The sequence below is a fragment of the Labedella phragmitis genome, from assembly GCF_004078635.1.
Lineage (GTDB): Bacteria > Actinomycetota > Actinomycetes > Actinomycetales > Microbacteriaceae > Labedella > Labedella phragmitis.
In genome coordinates this window covers 333,611-351,580 of record NZ_RZNB01000001.1, presented here as the reverse complement: position 1 = coordinate 351,580, position 17,970 = coordinate 333,611, and the positions used below count along the sequence as shown (strand labels likewise).

Below are 17,970 nucleotides of genomic sequence, written 5' to 3'. Positions count from 1 at the left end.
TCTGTCGGGAGACGCGTCAGTCCGCAGACGGCGCTGCGGCGTCCGGTGCCATCTCGCCGAGGACGCGCTGGGCGACGCGGTGTCGCACGCGACCGGCCGAAGCGAGCGCGTCGGGAACCACGGCGGCGAGACCCGTGCCCGCGAGCCAACCGCCCGTGACGTCGAGCCCGTCGATCGCGAGGATGCGCTCGCGCACGGACTCCGATCGGGCCCGTTGACCCGTGACCGCGCCGGGGAGGGAGCCGGCCCATGTCGTGCGCTTGGCGGCCACGATCGATGCTGGGTCGAGTTCGACGCCGAGCATCGTGGAGAGATCGCGGACCGCGAGCGCGACGAGCTCGTCGTCCCCCAGCTCGCCGACGGTGTTCTCACCCGCCTTGCCGAAGGACACCCGGAGGACGTGGCGGTGCGGGGCGAGCGCTCGCGCGTTCTCCGCGAGCCACGACCACTTCGCCGTCGCGTGCGTCATGGCCTTCGCGGTGAGCCCGGCGGTGGGCGCCACGAGCATGCCGGTGCCGCGGGGGTGCGCGTCGAGCCGGGAATCGTCGAGGACGAGCGTCACGAGATCGACGCGCGGCGGGTCGATGGGAGTGACGTCGGAGAGGGAGGGGTCGAGCCGGGAGAGCAGCCCGAGGGCCGGCGCCTCCGGTATCGCGACGATGACGTGATCCGCACGGATCGCGCTGTCCGTTTCACCGGTCCCACTCCCATCGGAGTCAGGGCCCGGGGTGTCGGTCACCGTGACGAGCCATCCGTCGCCGTCGCGCTCGAGCGCAGACACCGGGGTGTTGCGGTGGATCTCGACGCCCCAGGGGTGCTCGAGTTCACGCACGATCGCCTCGACGAGGACCGACATGCCGCCGACGATGCCCTCGACGTTCGAACCGGCACGCGAAGCCGCGCGCATCGTGGCGACAGCCCCGGAGAGCGAACCGGCCTTCGTCAGGGCGCGGTTGAGCCCGGGAGCGGCGAACGTGACGTCGAGCGCCTCGGGATCGGACGAGTAGACCCCCATCGTGACCGGGGCGACGAGGTTGTCCCGCACCGCGCGACCCATCCGGCGCGTCACGAGACCACCGAGGTCGTGCTCGGTGCCCACGGTGAGGACGGGCATGACGCGATCGAGGTACGCGCGCAGCGCTCCGCCCCAGCCGATCACGGCGCGCACATCGTCCGCGAGGGGACTGGAGGGGATCCCGAGGATGCCGGCCTTCGGGAGCGAAGCCATCCGCCCTTTCCCGGCCGCGACCCAGGCGCCCTCCGGGTTCGGCGTCACGATGCGGTCGCCGAGCCCGACGCTCTCGGCGAGCGCCCGGACCGTTCCACCTCGCGTCGCGAAGCTCTCGGCCCCGACCTCCACCGTCAGCCCGCCGATCTCCTCGGCGCGCAGGGCACCCCCGAGGTGGTCGGACGCCTCGAGCACCGTCACGCGGATGCCGACGCGCGCGCAATCGAGCGCGGCCACGAGCCCCGCCATGCCGCCGCCGATAACGACGACGTGCTGCGGCTCGAAACGGTCGCCGCCGGGAGCGCTCGCGTCGACCCCGGTCATGCGCCCTGACGCGTCAGGTCGTACCCGTGCACGAACTCGACGACGCGCGAGAGGACGTCGGGGTCCGTCTCGGGCGGAACGCCGTGACCGAGGTTGAAGACGTGGGAAGGGGCCGACGCACCGCGGTCGAGCACGTCGACGATGTGGGCCTCGAGGACCGGCCACGGAGCGGACAGGAGTGCGGGATCGGCGTTGCCCTGAAGGGGCACGATGCCACCGAGGCGGCGGTTGGCCTCGTCGAGTGGGATCCGGTAGTCGACGCCCACGACGTCCGCACCGATGTCGTGCATGGCTTTCAAGAGCTCGCCGGTCCCGACGCCGAAGTGTACGAGCGGGACGGATTGCGCCGCACCGCCGTCGAGCGGCTCGACGTGCATCGAACGCACCCGCTCGAGCGCAGCGGTCGACGCCGGCGCCACGAAGCGCGAGTAGTCGGACAGCGACAAGGCACCGGCCCACGAGTCGAAGAGTTGCGCCGCCGAGGCGCCCGAGACGACCTGCGCCTCGAGGAACCGGCCCGTGATGTCGGCCGTCCACGCCATGAGCTTCGCCCAGGCCTCCGGGTCGGCGTGCATGAGCGTGCGGGCGTGGATGTGGTCCTTCGACGGCCCGCCCTCCACGAGGTACGCGGCGAGCGTGAAGGGCGCTCCGGCGAATCCGATGAGCGGGGTGCCGTCGTGCTCGGTCGTGAGTTCGGCGACCGTGAGGCGCACGGCCTCCCGCACGGGTTCGAGCGCGTCGTCGAGCACGGCTGGATCGAGGGCGACGAGCTCGTCGACGTCGGCCGCGGTTCGCACGGCCTTCCCGAGCACCGGCCCCTTGCCGGGAACGATCTCGACGTCGACCCCCGCGAGCTTGAGCGGCACGACGATGTCGGAGAAGAAGATGGCCGCGTCGACGTGGTGCCGCCGGACCGGCTGCAGCGTGATCTCGCTCGCGAGCGATGGCGTCAAGCACGCATCGAGCATGCGGGTGCCCACGCGGAGCTCCCGGTACTCGGGCAGCGAGCGGCCGGCCTGACGCATGAACCACACGGGAGTCGCATCGGGGCGTTCGCCGCGGTAGGCGCGGACGAGCCGCGACGTACTCGTGCCGCCGGAGACGAGGGGGTGGTTCTGGTCGAGCTTCACGTCTCCATCCTCCCATCCCGACGCTCGGCGTCGAACCCGGGACGGCGGAGAGAAGGGGGGCACCGCACCCTTTCGACGCCGCGTAGAATGGTCGGGTGCTGATCTGTCTGACGGCGAATCACAAGAACGCCAGCTTCGACCTCCTCGAGAGGCTCGCCGTCGACCCGGGCACCATCGCGCAGCGCATCACGAGCCACGACGAGAGCCTCGCCGGCGCCGTCGTCGTCGCGACCTGCAACCGCTTCGAGGCCTACATCGACGTCGACGAGCCCGCCTCCGGTTTCGAGCAGAAGGCCCTCGAGGCCACGGTCGACGCGATCCGCCGCTCGACCGACCTCGAGAGCGACGAACTCACGGGCACGCTCGACATGCACGTGGGCCGCGGAGCCGCCGAGCACCTCTTCGCCGTCGCGTCCGGTCTCGAGTCCGTCGTCGTCGGGGAGGGAGAGATCGCCGGTCAGGTGCGCCGAGCTCTCGAACGCGCTCGCGCGGCCGGGACCACCTCCTCCGATCTCGAGCGGGCGTTCCAGCGCGCGTCGCAGACGTCGCGCGGGGTCAAGAACAGCACGCCGATCGGTCGAGCCGGTCGTTCGCTCGTGCGCCTCGCTCTCGATCTCGCCGAGTCGCGTGTCGAGGACTGGAGCGGCGTGCGCGTCCTCCTCGTGGGCACCGGCGCGTATGCGGGCGCGAGCCTCGCGGCGATCGCCGACCGGGGCGCGACCGACGTGGGCGTCTATTCGCCGTCCGGTCGTGGCGAGCGCTTCGCCGCCCGTCACGGCATCCGTCTCGTCGAAGCCGCCGATTTCGCTCGGGAGGCCGCTCTCGCCGACCTCGTCGTCACGTGCACCACGGCGTCCGGCTCCGTCCTCGACGCCACGATCCTCGAGCAGGGCCGCCGTGAGATCGGCGCCGAGCACGGGGGCGCTGCGGCACACGGTGACATCGCCGCGCCGCTCCATCCGGTCACCGCGTCCGTCACAGTCGTCGACCCGTCGACCGACTCGACGGTCGCGGAGGTCGTCCTCGACGACGACCCGGCACCCGTCGCAGCGGAGACCCACACGGAGGATGCCGCGTGCTCCGCGCACACCGCGCGGCAGCTCGTCATCGACCTCGGTCTCCCCCGCAACGTCGACCCCTCCGTCGCCTCGGTGCACGGGGTCGAGCTGCTCGACCTCGAGACCATCCGCATCCACGCTCCGCTCGAGGAACTGCAGGCCACCGACGTTGCGCGCCGCATGGTGAGCCGTGCCGCCGAGAAGTACACCACGGTGTCCGATGAGATCACGCTCACACCGGCGGTCGTCGCCCTACGGAAGCACGTCTTCGGGATCCTCGACGCCGAGATCGACCGCGCCCGCTCGCGCGGCGACGAGGACGGCCGCACGGAACAGGCGCTGCGGCACCTCGCGGGCGTCCTCCTCCACACCCCGATGGTGCGTGCGCGGGACGCGGCCCACGCCGGCGACCACGAGCGGTACGTCGACGCGCTCGACGCCCTGTTCGGCATCGATGCGAGCCTCTCGTCGGACGCCCACGGGGACGACGAGCAGGACGTCCGCCCCGCCTGACGCGCACAGACGCGGAAGCGCCCCCTGCGTCTGACGCAGGGGGCGCTTCCGGTGTTCCGGGAGGAACGATCACATCGAGTCGTAGGTCATCCCGGCGGTTCCGATCGCCGCGATGACGACGATGGCCCAGATGATGCCCAGCACGATCGCGATCGAGCTGATGATGATGCCGGCGAGGGCGAGTCCGCGGCCCTGCTCTCCCGTCTGCTTGATCTGCTTGAGCGCGATGATGCCGAGGATCAGACCGGCGAGGGAGAAGACGAAGGCACCGACGAGCGACAGGATCGCGAGAAGGTTGGTCTTCTGCGACTGCGGGGGCTGGCCGTAGCCCTGGGCAGCGCCACCCTGGTAGGGCTGAGCGGGCTGGTAGGACGGGGGGTTCGACGCGTTGGGGTCGGACATGGGTGTCTCTCCTTAGATGGGGGATTCCGGACAAGCGTGGCAGTTCCTGGGAATAGCTGTCAACGCGCCCGAATGGGTGGTAGTCCCCATGTGTGTGCACATTGATTTGGCGATGGTGCACGCAGCTACGCGCACCATCGCCAAATTAATGTAGGAGGTCAGGCGCCCCGAAGGCGCTCGGCGAGGTATCCGAAGAGGGTGTCGATGGAGACGCGCTCCTGCGCCATCGTGTCGCGGTCGCGCACCGTGACGGCGTTGTCCTCGAGCGAATCGAAGTCGACCGTCACGCAGTAGGGCGTGCCGATCTCGTCCTGGCGGCGGTAACGACGACCGATCGCACCGGAATCGTCGAAGTCGACGTTCCACTGGTCGCGGAGCGTCGCGGCGACCTCACGCGCGAGCGGCGACAACGCCTCGTTGCGGCTGAGCGGCAGGACGGCGACCTTCACGGGCGCGAGACGCGGGTCGAGCTTCAGGACCGTGCGCTTGTCGGTGCCGCCCTTGGCGTTCGGCACCTCCTCCTCGACGTACGCGTCGACGAGGAACGCCATGAGGGAGCGCGTGAGTCCCGCCGCCGGCTCGATGACGTACGGCACCCAGCGCTCGTTCTTCGTCTGGTCGAAGTACGAGAGGTCCTTGCCGGAGTGCTTCGCGTGGGTCGAGAGGTCGAAGTCCGTGCGGTTCGCGACGCCCTCGAGCTCGCCCCACTCACTGCCCGTGAAGCCGAACTTGTACTCGATGTCGACGGTGCGCTTCGAGTAGTGCGAGAGCTTCTCCTGCGGGTGTTCGAAGAGCCGCAGGTTCTCCGGGTCGATGCCGAGATCGGTGTACCAGTTCATCCGGTAGTCGATCCAGTGCTGGTGCCACTCCTCGTCCGTTCCGGGCTCGACGAAGAACTCGAGTTCCATCTGCTCGAACTCGCGCGTGCGGAAGATGAAGTTCCCGGGCGTGATCTCGTTGCGGAACGACTTGCCGATCTGACCGACGCCGAACGGCGGCTTCACGCGCGCCGACTGCAGCACGTTCGCGAAGTTCACGAAGATGCCCTGAGCCGTCTCCGGGCGGAGGTAGTGGAGGCCCGACTCGTCCTCCACGGGGCCGAGGTAGGTCTTCAGCATCATGTTGAAGTCGCGCGGAGGCGTCCACTCGCCGCGCGTGCCGCAGTTGGGGCAGACGATGTCGAGCATGCCGTTCTCGGGCGAACGACCCTTCTTCTCCTCGAAGGCCTCGATGAGGTGGTCCTCACGGAAACGCTTGTGGCAGTGGAGGCACTCGACGAGCGGATCGGTGAAGACGCCGACGTGGCCGGAGGCCACCCACACCTGGCGGGGCAGGATCACGGAGGAGTCGAGGCCCACGACGTCGTCGCGGCGCGTGACCATGTACTTCCACCACTGCTTCTTGATGTTCTCCTTGAGCTCCACACCGAGGGGCCCGTAGTCCCACGCCGAGCGCGAACCTCCGTAGATCTCTCCCGCCTGGAAGACGAACCCGCGGTGGCGGGCGAGGGCGATGACCGAATCGAGGCGGCTGGCTGAGGCCACGGGAGAACTCCTGGGGTTTCGGATGTGGTCGTGCCGCGGCCGGATCGCCGGGCAGTCTTGCCTCCCAGTTTAGACGGAGCCGGTCGTCGGCTTGAGGAGTCAGCGGGCTGAGATCGCTCCGCGCGCGCAAGAAAGCGGCCCGTTCGTGTCACAACACGAACGGGCCGCTTCTCACTCAGCTACGCGGCCTGCTTGCGGCGGCGGTAGACGAGGATTCCACCGAGCAGGAGAAGCATCGCGCCGAGGCCGAACGCTGCTCCGTCGACGTTCTGTCCCGTGACGGCGAGTGCGGAGCTGAGCCCCGGCACCGTCGGGCAGACGTCGTCGCTCGCGGTGTTTCCGTTGTGCTCGATCGTCGCCGAGTTGGCGAGACCGCCCCGACCACCCGAACCGGGCTCCGGGCACGTGGCCGCGCTGGGCGTGACCTTCCCGGCCTCCGCCGTGACCACGACGCGCACCTGGTAGGTGTGCGCGGCGTCGGACTCGAGCGTGACACCGGATGCGACCAGATTCGGTGCCGACGTCGCGTCGTCCCCGAGGCCCGTCCAGGCATCCTCGGGCGTGACGCCCTCCGGCGCGGTCACGACGTCGGCGGACTCGATCTCGATCCCGCTGCCGTAGAGCAGCTTGTCGTAGACCGCGTACTCACCGGCGGCACCACCGTCGTTGGTCGCGACGATGTCGTACACCACCGACCAACGGTCCCCGCCGAGCTGCGTCGGCTCAGCCGAGATCGTCTTCTCGATCGAGATGGACGGGATCTCGGCGCAGGCCTGGTCCTCCTCCACCGTGTCGGTCGGATCCGTCAGCATCGACACGTTGTTGAACGCGCGGTCGGCGGTGTCGCCGTCCTCTCCGCAACGGGTCGGGTCGTCCTCGCCTGAACCGGCGCCCTCCAGCTGGAGGGGCACGTCGGCGATCACGGTGACCTCGTAGTGGTGAGGCGCGTACAGCGCGTCGTCGAGCGCGAGCAGGGGCACGTCCGATGCGATTCGTACGTTGTCCTGACCGTCCCACTCGGGCTCGGCGAGGGTCAGGCCATCCGGCGCGACCGAGACGACGGCGGACGTGATCGTCGCCTGCTCCGTGAAGTGGAGCGTGTCGTCCAGGTCGTACGTCGTGGCGAACGGGTCCTCGTTGGTCACGTCGAGGCCGAAGATGACCTCCCACTGCCCGTCACCGATGGGCTCGGCAGAGATGAGCGACTTCTCGTGGGTCGGGTCGCCGACCATCTCGATGCCCGCCGGGTCGCAGTTGACCTGGACCGGCTCCTCGGAGTCCTCCGGCTGGTCGGCCGCCGCACAGGCGGTGTTGACGGAGGTCTGCTCGAGCGAGTCGCTTGCGACGATCTCGTACTCGTGCGTCTCGGTGCCCTCAGGCTCGAGTTCCTCGACGACGAACGCACCGAGCTCCGGCTGCTTGTCGTCGCTCACCGTCAGGTTCCGGATGGTGCCCTGGCCGGTGTTCTCGACCACGATGCGGTACTTGATCGTGTCGCCGATGCGGAACCGGGGGTAGTCCGCCGCGTCGTTCGCGTCGTGCCACTCACCGTTGATGTCCTGGACGTACTTCTTCAGCGAGGCCGAGTAGTACGTGCCCATCGTGAGCGGCTCGGACGTGCGCATGACGAGGCCGGTGTGCTCGGCACGGGTCTGCGCCCGGTTGACCCAGACGTCTCCCGGCTCCGCGCCGTCGGTCGCGATGTTCACCTTGAAGGAGAACGTCGTTCCCGGGTCCAGCACGCCGCCGATGACACGGACGGCCGTGGGGTTCGGCACCGGCGTGGTGGACCAGCCGATGTCGTTGCCGCTGGGGTCGCCGGCCGCACCGTTCGACTCGTGGGCAGGGTCGTCGTTGATCGTCGACGGGTCGGCGGTCGTGTAGTAGACCGTCGCGCCTGCCGGGACGTCGACCGACGTCACCTCATAGGTCCCCGTGTAGCTCGTGCCACGCTCGTCCCCGACATACGGGAGGACGTCGATCGTGTCGGTGTACGCCTGCGGCAGCGGGTCGACCGAGCGCAGCGACACGGTCCACGAGCCTTCGCCGTCGCCCGTTCCCTCGGGGTTCCCGATGAACCACTGGTCGGTCGTCTTCGCGAGCAGCGTGTAGCCGCTGCTGCTCGTCGTGACCTGGGCCGTCGCGGGACGGGAGGTCTCGCCGCGCAGCGTCGTCGTAACCGTGTTGGTCAGCGTCTGACCCGGCTCCACCGTGTCACCGGCGACCGACTGGTACGTGAGCACGTTCGGGGTGTTCGTCGGAACACCGTTCAGCACCCATGTGAGCACCTGGCGGCGCTGGGCGTCGGTCGTGATCGTCGGCTCAGGATCCGACGACCCGGCCACGTAGGTCATGCCGACGGGGAGCGTGTCCACGATGCGGTACCCGTCCACGGTGTCCGGGATCGCGCCCGAGCCGTTGGCGGAGTACGTGAGCGTGAAGGTGGCCGGTTCGCCCGGTCGCACGACCGAACGGTCGACCGCCTTGCGTACGCTCGGCACGGCGAAGATGACGTGCAGGATGTCGCGACCGTTGCGCGTGCCGGTGTACCGGTCGCCCGGCGTCGGCGTGAACACCTGGTCCTGGGGGAGCGCACCGCGCGCCGGGTAGTTCCACACGCCGTTGCGGATCATGGCACCCCAGGTCCAGATGTCCTGTCCGATGGGGGCGTCGGCCTCGATGCCGGCGAAAACCCGCAGTTGCAGGAACTGGTTGCCGAGATCACCGGTCGTGAAACCGGCCCAGCGCACGGCCTTGACCGTCGTCAGGTCCGCGGGCTCCTCGTTGACCCAGCCGGCACCGCCACCGCAGCCGCGGAAGGCGTCGGGGTTGTAGCCACCGGAACCAGGGGTGACGGTGGGGTCGTTACCGACGTACCACTGCATCTGGCCGGGGATGTCCGTCTCCGGCGTCCCGACCGGGTCGCCCGGGGTGTACATGAACACCCGCGTCGCCCGGTAGTCGACGTACGCGGTGTCGAGCGTGACGCACTCACCCATCGCCGTGTTGGCGGGGAGGTCCTGCTGGGTCAGGGTGTCGTTCGTGTAGTTGACCACCTGAGCCCCCGGCGCCATCTCGTAGGAGTTGTCCCACGAGGTGCCACCGGTCGTGCGCGACCACGCGTGGCTCCACGTGCCGGGAAGGACGAGCACCTTGCTCGACGTGTTGTTACCCGCGAGGTCCTGCGAGGTCTGCCCCGTGACCGAGCGATAGACGGGGGCCGTGGATCGCAGGTTCGCCGAGGTGCCCTCCGTGAGGTCTCGCACCTGCAGCCAGATCGAGCCGGAGGCGAGTGCCACCCGGTCCGCCGGCAGCGGACGACCCGCGGAGTCCTGCGTCGGGACCATCGTCTGCGAGTAGTCGATGCCCGTGAGCGTCATGCGGAACGTGTTCCGGCCCGTCTTGGTGAGCGTGCACTCGTCCACGAAGGGCGCCTGGCGCTCGCCGTACGCGTTCGGATTCTGGTGCGAATACGGGTGGCCGACGGCCGTGTTGCTCTGCGCGAAGTACCCGCACGGCTGGTTGAACGGCGCAGCGTTGTTCTGGACGCCGAGGAAGAGCTCCTTGTTGTTCTGCGTCGTGATCGTGAGGTCGTAGGAGACCGTGTCGGGCCCCTGGTCGCTTCCCGCGTCGGCGAAGAGCGTCCACTCGAAGTCGAAGTCGTGAGCGGCATCACCGCGTGGCAGCTGCGTGGCCGTCGGCGTGCCCCACAGCATGTCCATGCCGAACGTGTTGCGGATCGTGATGGGCGTGAGCTCCGCCGTCTGACCGTCGATCTCGGCCGAGCCGTTGATGATGTCGCCCGTGATCCCGTCGGCCACGACCGGGGTCTGAACGACGACCGCGGTGCCCTGGAGCACGGGGCCGAGGTTACACGTGAGCGTGAGCTTGTCGTCGGACAACGCGGAGACCGGGTCGACACCCGTGGTCTTGCAGAGGTCGGGGATGCCCTGGAACAGGCCGTGCTCGAGCGTCACCGTGAACGTGACGTTCTCCACGGGCTCATTTGCCGGCGCTTCGGCGTCGTCGTTGACGTTCACCCGCCATTCGGCATTGATCACGTCGCCCTTCGCGACCTCCGTCGGGGTGTTCTCCGCCCACCCGCCGGTGATCTCGTAGACCGTCGCGGCGGATGCCGGCGACGCGAGCGAGAGGGAGGCGGCCGCCATGAGAACCGTCGTCCCGGCCGCTATCGCCGACCGGAGCCGCCTCGTCCGGCGTAGCTCCGGGAGGCGATCCCGACCTCCGCCTCTCGTTAATTCCGTGACTCGTAATGACACGCGATCATCCCTCATCTCAATGCATGCGAAACTTCTGGTGATGTACGGGGACGACGCCCCGTAGTCACAGGCAACTGCTAGCGTCAGCCGCCCGACAAGCGCGCGGATCGAAACCCACCCGCGATTCAGCCCTGAGGTGGGTGCCGCCGAATATCCCTCACACCCCGTGGCGCGACGCTCTCGGACGGCGGAAAGCGGAGTCAGTACCCCTCGAACGGGGCACGCGCCGGGTGCCATGGGTGGGAGACGGGGTGGTTTCTACCCCTTGACACCGGACACCGTCCGGGCTTGTCCGAACATGGATTCCGTGTCTTCCTCCGTCCGTCCCGTCGTCGCTCGCGATCTCACCCATCGATGACGCGCACGCTCCGTGTCGACCGCTCAGCCCCGGGCGGGGTCGAAGACCTCGCCAGTCACGTCGCTGCGGTCTCGGCACGAGAGGGCTGGCGCCCCGCGGTCGGGATGATCTCGGCGCGCTGGGATCACCTCCTGGCGACCCGGCCCTCAGCCCTTCTCGCGGCGATCAACGCGCTTCCCGGCGAGGCGATCATCGCCATGCCGAGCCTCCTGATCGCGGTCAACTACCTGCGGCACGTCCTGAGGGGTGACGACTCCGGGCGTTTTCATGACCTCCCGTTCGACGCCTACGGGAGGGAGTCCCGGACGAGCGATCTCCTCGACGTCCTCGTCGCCGCGACCGGCCGAGCGGCAGGGCAACGAACGAGTGGCCGGTTATCTCTCGCCGTGGAGAGCGTGCGAACAGCGCGACGCCTGCTCGAGGAGGCGTCGGACCGCGCCAGGGCAGACGTGCAGAATGCTCTGCCTCAACTCCTCGCACGCTGGGGCCGGACGCTCGAGCTCGCAGACGTCGGCGGGGTGCGCGAATACGAGGAGGCGTGGGATCTCGGCGAGCTGACGGGGCAGGTTCAGATCGCGCGACGCGCGGCCGCCGCCCTCGCCTGGTTGCACGCCGACCACGGCCGGCTGTCCGAGGCCACGATCTGGGTGGAGCGAGCACGACGTACGGGCTCACGTTCCACCCGCCACGACGCACCCCTCCATCTCGCCGCCGCGCTCCTCTCCAACGACCGCCTGGACCCCGACGCCACCGACCGGCACCTCCTGGCGCTCGCGGAGGTTCCCAGTCGTGACTACTGGGCGGCCGAGGTGTGGGTGCGAGCGCTCGCCGCACACGAACCGCGCGAGGCCACACAGGTGCACGGGAGGCTGCACGCTGAGAAGCAGCGCCACCCCCTCTCATCGGTCCAGGACGGCGCCAATCGTCGGTACGTCGGAGCTGCGACTGTGCGAGTCGCCCTCCTCCAGAACTCCGCTGCACCGGCACCGCTCGAGCCGACGATCCAGACACCGTTCGACGGCGTCATGGCCGCGGCCGCCGCCTACCGGGCTGGACGGTATCGACCCGCGATCGGTCACGCCATGCCCGTTACAGGAGAAGGGGGAAATCCGCGGCTCCGCAGCGAGGCCTTAATGCTGATGGCGGCGGCGCGGCTCGGGTTGCGGCGGATGTCGTCGGCGGCCGTCGCTTTCAGCACCGCGCACTCGATCATCGAGGCGGAAGGCATGTACAGGGCCTACGCGAGCATCGATCCCGAGCATCTCCGAGCGCTCACCGGCCTGACCGGCCTCTCGAGCGCAGCCTCCCCCGACGCCCTCGGCCGCAGCACGTCCGGTGGACAGAGATCGAACGACATCGGCCGGCTCACGCGTCGTGAGCGCGAAGTCCTCGCGCTCCTGGCGTCCGACCGTTCCTTCTCCGACATCGCCTCGGCCCTCTACATCAGCGTGAACACCCTCAAGGGGACCACGCGCAGCCTCTACCGAAAACTCGACGTGCACTCGCGGGCCGAAGCCGCGGACCTCGCGGATCGCGCGGGGCTGGCCTGAGACGACGCCCACGACCTCCCCGAGCTCGACCGAGTCGACGGAACCCCTCGTTTTTCGACCTCGGAATCCACCCGCTGTTCTCTGGGATCCACCGAGCGCAGGCGCAACGATAGAGGCGGCCGGTGCGTCGGCCACTCGATGTCCCCCCTCGCGTCGAGCTCGGGCGGGCCGGCCTGAACCCGGCCCGCCCCCTTCCCCCTCGTGGGCCACGTCCAGCCCTCGATCGGGCGAATGAACGCTCCGTAGACTTCGGGCATGGGGATCACGCAGTCGGGCATGTCGTCGCGGCGACCCTCCGGCCGACGGCCCGCCCACGGGAACCGGCTCGTCCGCGGGTTCGTCCTGCTCGGGGCGTTCGTGGAGGACTACGCGATCGCAGGCTGGGTCCACGTCCGTGCGCTCGTGATCCGGAACGCACCCGAGCGGTATCGCCGCGGTGATCCGAGCAAGCCGACGGTCGTGCTCGTGCCGGGTGTCTACGAGACGTGGCTCTTCATGAAGCCGGTTGCGGATCTCCTCAACGAACGCGGCTATCCCGTCGCGGTCGTGCGGGGACTCGGCTACAACCGCCGCCCGGTGGTCGATACGTCGACGCGACTCGCTCGGGCGCTCTCCCGCCGTCCCGCCCCACCGGCCGGCCGCATCGTCGTCGCCCACAGCAAAGGCGGTCTCGTGGGCAAGCACCTCATGCTCACGGCGGGCACCCGGCTCGACATCCGCGGCATGGTCGCCGTGTGCACCCCGTTCGCCGGATCCCGTCTCGCCCGCTGGCTGCTCGACCCGAGCCTGCGCGCGTTCCTGCCGACCGACTCCACGATCGTGTCGTTGTCGAAGCACGCCGACGTGAACGCGCGCATCGTGTCGATCTATCCCCCGGCTGATCAGCATGTGCCCGACGGGAGCCAGCTCGCGGGTGCGACGAACGTCGAGATCGACGTTCCGGGCCACTTCCGCCTGTTGAGCGACCCGCTCGGGTTGGCGGCGATCCTCGGTGGAGTCGAGTCCCTCGCCGCCGAGGTGGCGTCGGGGCCGGAGACCCGCGCCGACTCCGCCGCGGGCTCATCGCGGACGGCGCCCGACGCGGCAGAGGTCCCCCTCGACGAGGAGGCGTCGAGCGCGGGCGAGGATGTCCGCTAGGTCAGTCCCGCTTGCCGCGGACGGCCGTGATCATGTTGGTGAGGAAGCGCGCGACGACGTCGATCTCGTGCTGGGACATGTCGTCGGCGACGCGCGCGAGGTCGGACTGCATCCGGCTGAGGGCCTCGCGAACCTCCCGCTCACTCCGTACGGTCGGCACGATCACCGTTGAACGCCGATCCGTCTCGTGGGGGCGCCGCTCGACGAATCCGGCTGTGGCGAGCCGATCGATGAGCGCCGTCGTCGAGGCGGTGGAGATGCCGAGGGACGAGCTGAGCGATCCCGGAGTCAGCCGGCGCCCCTCCGCCTCGGCTTCGACGAGCAGGCGCATGGCGATGAGATCGGTCTCCCCCATGGCCGTCTCCCGGCGGGACTCCCGCCGGGACGTGTTCTCGGCGGCGCGGTACTCGCGGAGGAGCGAGAGGACATCTGCGCTGCTCGCACGCCCGGCGCGATCGACCTCGTCGAAGAGTTCGCGGGCATCGTCCGGGGCGATGGTCGACGGATCCCGCCGATCGCTCTCGATGAGGTCGCTGGAAGCATCATCCGCGTGGAATCCGTCGTGGGGACGACGAGCTGACGGGAACTCGGGGTACTGCGCTTCCATTCGTTCCACCTCATCCTTTTGCTAGATTGTCTAGCGGCATGCCTAGAACGTCTAGCTACCCTAGCGCACAGTCCCGCAGGAATTCACCACTTTTCTTTTCTCGATGAACGTGAGTATGGTCATCTAAGTAGCTAGACGAACTACATACTCACCGGGCGAAGCACTGCGCAGTGAGCATCTACGCCCCCCGGATCACAGTTATGGAGAATCTCATGGCAACGCTTACTTACGGCCCCGACGCGACGACGGTGACGATCGAGGACCGCGCCCTGGCACACCTGCAGTACGTCATCTTCCAGCGCTTCCGTCGCCACGAGCCGTTCGTCATGACGCTCGTGACGGGAACCGGCGCGGACCGCCAGCGCCGCTCCACGTGGATGACGCCCGGCGCCCCCGTCTCCTTCTCCTACGACTCCGAAGCGTCGCAGCAGCTCGATCGCGAGTGGCTCGAGGATCTCATGAAGCAGTCCTACAGCGGCGCGGGGCTCACCTACGTCGAGGGCGCCGACGAGTCGGCCGACGTCGTCGCCGAAGCCGGCAAGATCGTCGACGCCGCAGCGGAGGCCGCGAAGGCGGCCCACCCCGCCCGCGGTCGTCAGCGCGCCACCGTCGCCGCCGCCTGATCCCGTCTCTCCCGCACTGACGCTGGAACGACGAACGCCCCGCGAGATCCTCGATCCCCGCGGGGCGTTCGGCGTCTCAGCCGAGCGAGACGTCGAGCTCCGTCGCGAGGGTGGCGAGTGACGTCGCTCCCGATTGCGAGAGCGCGAGCGCGAGTTCCGCGTCGAGGCCACGGAGGACGCGCTCGACACCCGCGGCCCCGGCCGTCGCGAGGCCCCACATGACGGGCCGTCCCACGAAGACCGCTCGAGCTCCGAGGGCGAGCGCGGCGAGCACGTGCCCACCGGAGCGCACACCGCTGTCGATGTAGACCTCCGCGCGATCCCCGACCGCCGCGACGACCGACGGTAGCGCGGAGAGCGACGTGATCGACGCCCCGGACCGGCGGCCCCCGTGCGTCGAGACGATCACGGCCGCGGCCCCCGCGTCCACGGCGCGCGCCGCGTCGTCGCCACGCAGCACACCTTTCACGACGACCGGAAGACCACCGCTCACCTCGGACAGCCAGGCGATGTCGTCGAGCGTCGCGGCGACCGTCGGCCGCCCCCCGAGAGCGACCAGCTCATCGGGTGTGAGATTGACGAGACGCTCCCGCTCGGGCCCCTCCGGCCATTCCGTCGGCTCGATCCCGGGAGCGCTCACGAGGAGCGCCGTCGTGTCGACGGTCAGGATGATCGCGGAGGCTCCGGCGACCGCCGCGCGTTCGACGAGGCGCGCCGTCGTCGCCCGCTCAGCGAGCGGGTAGACCTGAAACCACCAGTCGGCACCCGTCGCCCGGATCTCACCGAACGGCACGGCCGTGTTGGTCGAGACGCCCACGACGGTCCCGAGCGAGGCGGCGGCCGTCGCCGTCGCCCGCTCCCCTGCGGGGTGCGCCCCCACCTGCTGCGCCATGGGGGCGATGAGCACGGGCGACGCCACGCGTCGGCCGAGGACCGAGGTCTCGAGGGCGAGGGACCGCTCCCCCAGCAGCGTCCGCGGCGCGAAGGACACGGCGTCCCACTCGGCGAGGTGTTGCGCGGCACGAGCCGCCGATCCAGCCGTCGTCGCCACGTATTCGCGGATGTGCGGCGGCAGGGCCGCGTTCGCCTCCTGCTCGAGAACGTCGAGCCAGCCGCGGGAGATCAGCGGCGGGGCGATGAGAGGTGCGCCGTCGACGGCCTCGTCGGGCGCCGGCGTCTCCGTCATCGCGCCGTCCCGTGCACCGCGAACACGTCGATCCGCTCGAGGTACGTCTCCGGAATCCGCTCCTGTGAGAGGAAGCGGCTCGTCGCTGCGTCGTCCACGGGTCTCCTGTCTCGTCGGTGAGGGTGCTGCCTCCATCCTGACGTGTCGTCGGCGGCGGCGCGATCGGACGGCGCGATCGTCGATCGCGGCCTCTGGAACGGCGGATCGCGAGTGCTTATAATCACGTTGTCCGGCGGCATCGCCGCCGGTGCTCGAAAAAGGGGCACGCTGCCGCGCCGTCGACGACGACGGGTGCGCGAGACACATACGGCTCACTCCGTCATCGTCTCGAAAGGCTCCGCCATGCCCTCCGTCTCCGCCCACGTCGCCCACACCCTCGCCCTCCACGTGTCCCACGTCTTCGGTGTGATGGGCAACGGCAACGCCCACTTCCTCGACGCGATCGAACGCGGCACGGGAGCCGCGTTCACGGCCGTGCGGCACGAGGCCGGAGGGGTCGTCGCGGCCGACGCGTTCCACCGGGCCGGGGGCGGGATCGCCGCGGCCACCGCGACTTACGGGGCCGGTTTCACCAACACCCTCACGGCCCTCGCCGAGGCCGTGCAGGCGCACGTGCCCCTCGTGCTCGTCGTCGGCGACGAGCCGACGTCGGGTCCACGGCCGTGGGACGTCGACCAGATCGCGCTCGCGTCGGCCGTCGGCGCCCGCACCTATACCGTGGGCCGCGCCGACGCCGCGGCGACGACCGCGATCGCCGTGGAACACGCCCTCTCGTACAACGTGCCGACGGTCCTCGCCATCCCGTACGACGTCGCGAAGCTCGACGCCGGTCCCGTGCCGGAGGCGCCTGCGCCCCTCCGGCCCGCGCCGCTCCCCATCACCGGGGCGTTCGCGTCCGCCGCGATCGATGAACTCGCGTCGGCACTCGCGGCGGCGAAGCGCCCCCTCCTCCTCGCCGGTCGCGGGGCTTGGCTCGCTGACGCGGGGGCCGACCTCGGTCGGCTCGCCGACGCCACGGGTGCCCTCACCGTGAGTACGGCGCTCGGTCGCGGCGTCTTCCCGCGCGTCGAGTTCGATCTCGGCGTGGCGGGCGGCTTCGGAGCGGAGGGCGCGATGGAACTCGTGCGCGAGGCCGACGTCGCCGTCGTCTTCGGAGCGTCACTCAACCAGTTCACGATGCGCTTCGGTGCACTCTTCGCGCCCGGAACGCACATCGTGCAGGTCGACACAGCCCCGGCGGCGACGCACCCGCACGTCGGCGGTTTCATCCGAGCCGACGCCGCGATCGTCGCCCGCGCGCTCGTCGAGCAGCTCGCCGTGCTCGGCTCGACCCCGTCGGGCTGGCGGGAGTCGGTCGCCGTTCCGGCCGCGCGCGGCTACGAGCTCGGCGAGGGAACGGTGGGCGACGGGCGCCTCGACCCGCGCACCGCCGCTGCACGCATCGGCGAGCTGCTCCCCGACGACCGCGTCGTCGTCTCGGACGGCGGCCACTTCATCGGGTGGGCCAACATGTACTGGCCCGTCTCCTCCCCCGACCGCATGATCATGGTGGGGACCGCCTACCAGTCGATCGGCCTGGGATTCCCCTCGGTCGCGGGAGCAGCGCAGGCCCGCCCCGGATCGACGATCGTCCTCACGACGGGTGACGGCGGCGGGCTCATGGCGCTCTCCGACCTCGAGACGGCCGTGCGCGTCGCGGGGGGACGCGGCCTCGCGGTCGTGTGGAACGACGCGGCTTACGGTGCCGAGGTCAATCTGTACGGACTGCAGGGCCTCGCGAAGGCGCCCATGCTCATCCCCGAGGTCGACTTCGCCGGCCTCGCCGCGGCCGTCGGCGCCGAGGGCGTCGCCGTGCGCTCGATGGCCGACCTCGAGCGCCTCGCCTCGTGGGCCGCGACGCCCGTCGACGAGCGCCGCTTCCTCCTCCTCGACCTGCGCATCTCACCCGACGTCGTCGCGCCCTACCAGCAGGAGATCGTGCGCGTGAACTCGTGACGCCCGGCCGCGCCGCCTCCTCGGGCGGGCGCGGC

Annotated in this window: 12 protein-coding genes; 5 read left to right on the top strand and 7 right to left on the bottom strand. The window is 69.9% G+C overall.

Annotated elements, in window-relative coordinates; genetic code table 11:
• Positions 1 to 16: 16 nt before the first annotated feature.
• The gene (gene hemG, locus ELQ90_RS01720) at positions 17 to 1,552 is read right to left on the bottom strand and encodes a protoporphyrinogen oxidase (protein WP_128493535.1); all 1,536 of its coding nucleotides are present in this window, start codon (positions 1,550 to 1,552) and stop codon (positions 17 to 19) included.
• Entirely contained in the window at positions 1,549 to 2,682 is a 1,134-nt protein-coding gene (gene hemE / locus ELQ90_RS01715) for a uroporphyrinogen decarboxylase (protein ID WP_128493534.1), read from the bottom strand. Before hemE ends, hemG begins: the two co-directional genes overlap by 4 nt.
• A 95-nt stretch (positions 2,683 to 2,777) precedes the next feature.
• Between hemE and ELQ90_RS01710 the strand changes: the two genes are divergently transcribed.
• Positions 2,778 to 4,253 (top strand): glutamyl-tRNA reductase, encoded by a 1,476-nt coding sequence (locus ELQ90_RS01710; RefSeq protein WP_128493533.1) that lies wholly within the window; start codon positions 2,778 to 2,780, stop codon positions 4,251 to 4,253.
• Positions 4,254 to 4,322: 69 nt separating this feature from the next.
• On the opposite strand, the gene ELQ90_RS01705 is transcribed toward ELQ90_RS01710, so the two are convergent.
• The 3 genes from ELQ90_RS01705 to ELQ90_RS01695 form a co-directional block, all read right to left on the bottom strand.
• Positions 4,323 to 4,655 (bottom strand): DUF4190 domain-containing protein, encoded by a 333-nt coding sequence (locus ELQ90_RS01705; protein WP_128493532.1) that lies wholly within the window; start codon positions 4,653 to 4,655, stop codon positions 4,323 to 4,325.
• 158 nt (positions 4,656 to 4,813) lie between these two features.
• Positions 4,814 to 6,199, bottom strand: coding sequence for a glycine--tRNA ligase (locus tag ELQ90_RS01700; RefSeq protein WP_128493531.1), 1,386 nt, complete (start codon positions 6,197 to 6,199; stop codon positions 4,814 to 4,816).
• A 179-nt stretch (positions 6,200 to 6,378) separates the two neighbouring features.
• Positions 6,379 to 10,368, bottom strand: a complete 3,990-nt coding sequence (locus tag ELQ90_RS01695) for a DUF11 domain-containing protein (RefSeq protein WP_166408770.1) — start codon at positions 10,366 to 10,368, stop codon at positions 6,379 to 6,381.
• Between the two features lie 465 nt (positions 10,369 to 10,833).
• Between ELQ90_RS01695 and ELQ90_RS16860 the strand changes: the two genes are divergently transcribed.
• Complete coding sequence (locus tag ELQ90_RS16860; protein ID WP_128493529.1) at positions 10,834 to 12,387, top strand: helix-turn-helix transcriptional regulator; 1,554 nt, start codon at positions 10,834 to 10,836, stop codon at positions 12,385 to 12,387.
• A gap of 255 nt (positions 12,388 to 12,642) precedes the next feature.
• Positions 12,643 to 13,524 (top strand): esterase/lipase family protein, encoded by an 882-nt coding sequence (locus ELQ90_RS01685; RefSeq protein WP_128493528.1) that lies wholly within the window; start codon positions 12,643 to 12,645, stop codon positions 13,522 to 13,524.
• A 1-nt stretch (position 13,525) separates the two neighbouring features.
• Here the strand turns inward: ELQ90_RS01685 and ELQ90_RS01680 are convergent, their stop codons facing one another.
• Positions 13,526 to 14,131, bottom strand: coding sequence for a MarR family winged helix-turn-helix transcriptional regulator (locus ELQ90_RS01680; protein WP_243695999.1), 606 nt, complete (start codon positions 14,129 to 14,131; stop codon positions 13,526 to 13,528).
• Between the two features lie 212 nt (positions 14,132 to 14,343).
• On the opposite strand from ELQ90_RS01680, the gene ELQ90_RS01675 reads away from it, so the two are divergent.
• Positions 14,344 to 14,754 carry a DUF7882 family protein gene (locus ELQ90_RS01675; protein WP_128493526.1) on the top strand — a complete coding sequence of 137 codons (411 nt, stop codon included), beginning with the start codon at positions 14,344 to 14,346 and terminating at the stop codon, positions 14,752 to 14,754.
• 76 nt (positions 14,755 to 14,830) lie between these two features.
• Here ELQ90_RS01675 and ELQ90_RS01670 read toward each other — a convergent pair whose 3' ends face one another.
• Positions 14,831 to 15,940, bottom strand: a complete 1,110-nt coding sequence (locus tag ELQ90_RS01670; protein ID WP_128493525.1) for an alpha-hydroxy acid oxidase — start codon at positions 15,938 to 15,940, stop codon at positions 14,831 to 14,833.
• Positions 15,941 to 16,282: 342 nt separating this feature from the next.
• Between ELQ90_RS01670 and ELQ90_RS01665 the strand changes: the two genes are divergently transcribed.
• The gene (locus ELQ90_RS01665) at positions 16,283 to 17,935 is read left to right on the top strand and encodes a thiamine pyrophosphate-binding protein (protein ID WP_128493524.1); all 1,653 of its coding nucleotides are present in this window, start codon (positions 16,283 to 16,285) and stop codon (positions 17,933 to 17,935) included.
• Positions 17,936 to 17,970: the final 35 nt, after the last annotated feature.

Coding starts and splice junctions, on each gene's coding strand:
- ELQ90_RS01685 (WP_128493528.1), top strand. CDS start 12,643: ATGGGGATCACGCAGTCGGGCATGTCGTCGCGGCGACCCTCCGGCCGA.
- ELQ90_RS01665 (WP_128493524.1), top strand. CDS start 16,283: ATGCCCTCCGTCTCCGCCCACGTCGCCCACACCCTCGCCCTCCACGTG.
- ELQ90_RS01680 (WP_243695999.1), bottom strand. CDS start 14,131: ATGGAAGCGCAGTACCCCGAGTTCCCGTCAGCTCGTCGTCCCCACGAC.
- ELQ90_RS01705 (WP_128493532.1), bottom strand. CDS start 4,655: ATGTCCGACCCCAACGCGTCGAACCCCCCGTCCTACCAGCCCGCTCAG.
- ELQ90_RS01695 (WP_166408770.1), bottom strand. CDS start 10,368: ATGGCGGCCGCCTCCCTCTCGCTCGCGTCGCCGGCATCCGCCGCGACG.
- ELQ90_RS01670 (WP_128493525.1), bottom strand. CDS start 15,940: ATGACGGAGACGCCGGCGCCCGACGAGGCCGTCGACGGCGCACCTCTC.
- hemG (WP_128493535.1), bottom strand. CDS start 1,552: ATGACCGGGGTCGACGCGAGCGCTCCCGGCGGCGACCGTTTCGAGCCG.
- ELQ90_RS16860 (WP_128493529.1), top strand. CDS start 10,834: ATGACGCGCACGCTCCGTGTCGACCGCTCAGCCCCGGGCGGGGTCGAA.
- ELQ90_RS01675 (WP_128493526.1), top strand. CDS start 14,344: ATGGCAACGCTTACTTACGGCCCCGACGCGACGACGGTGACGATCGAG.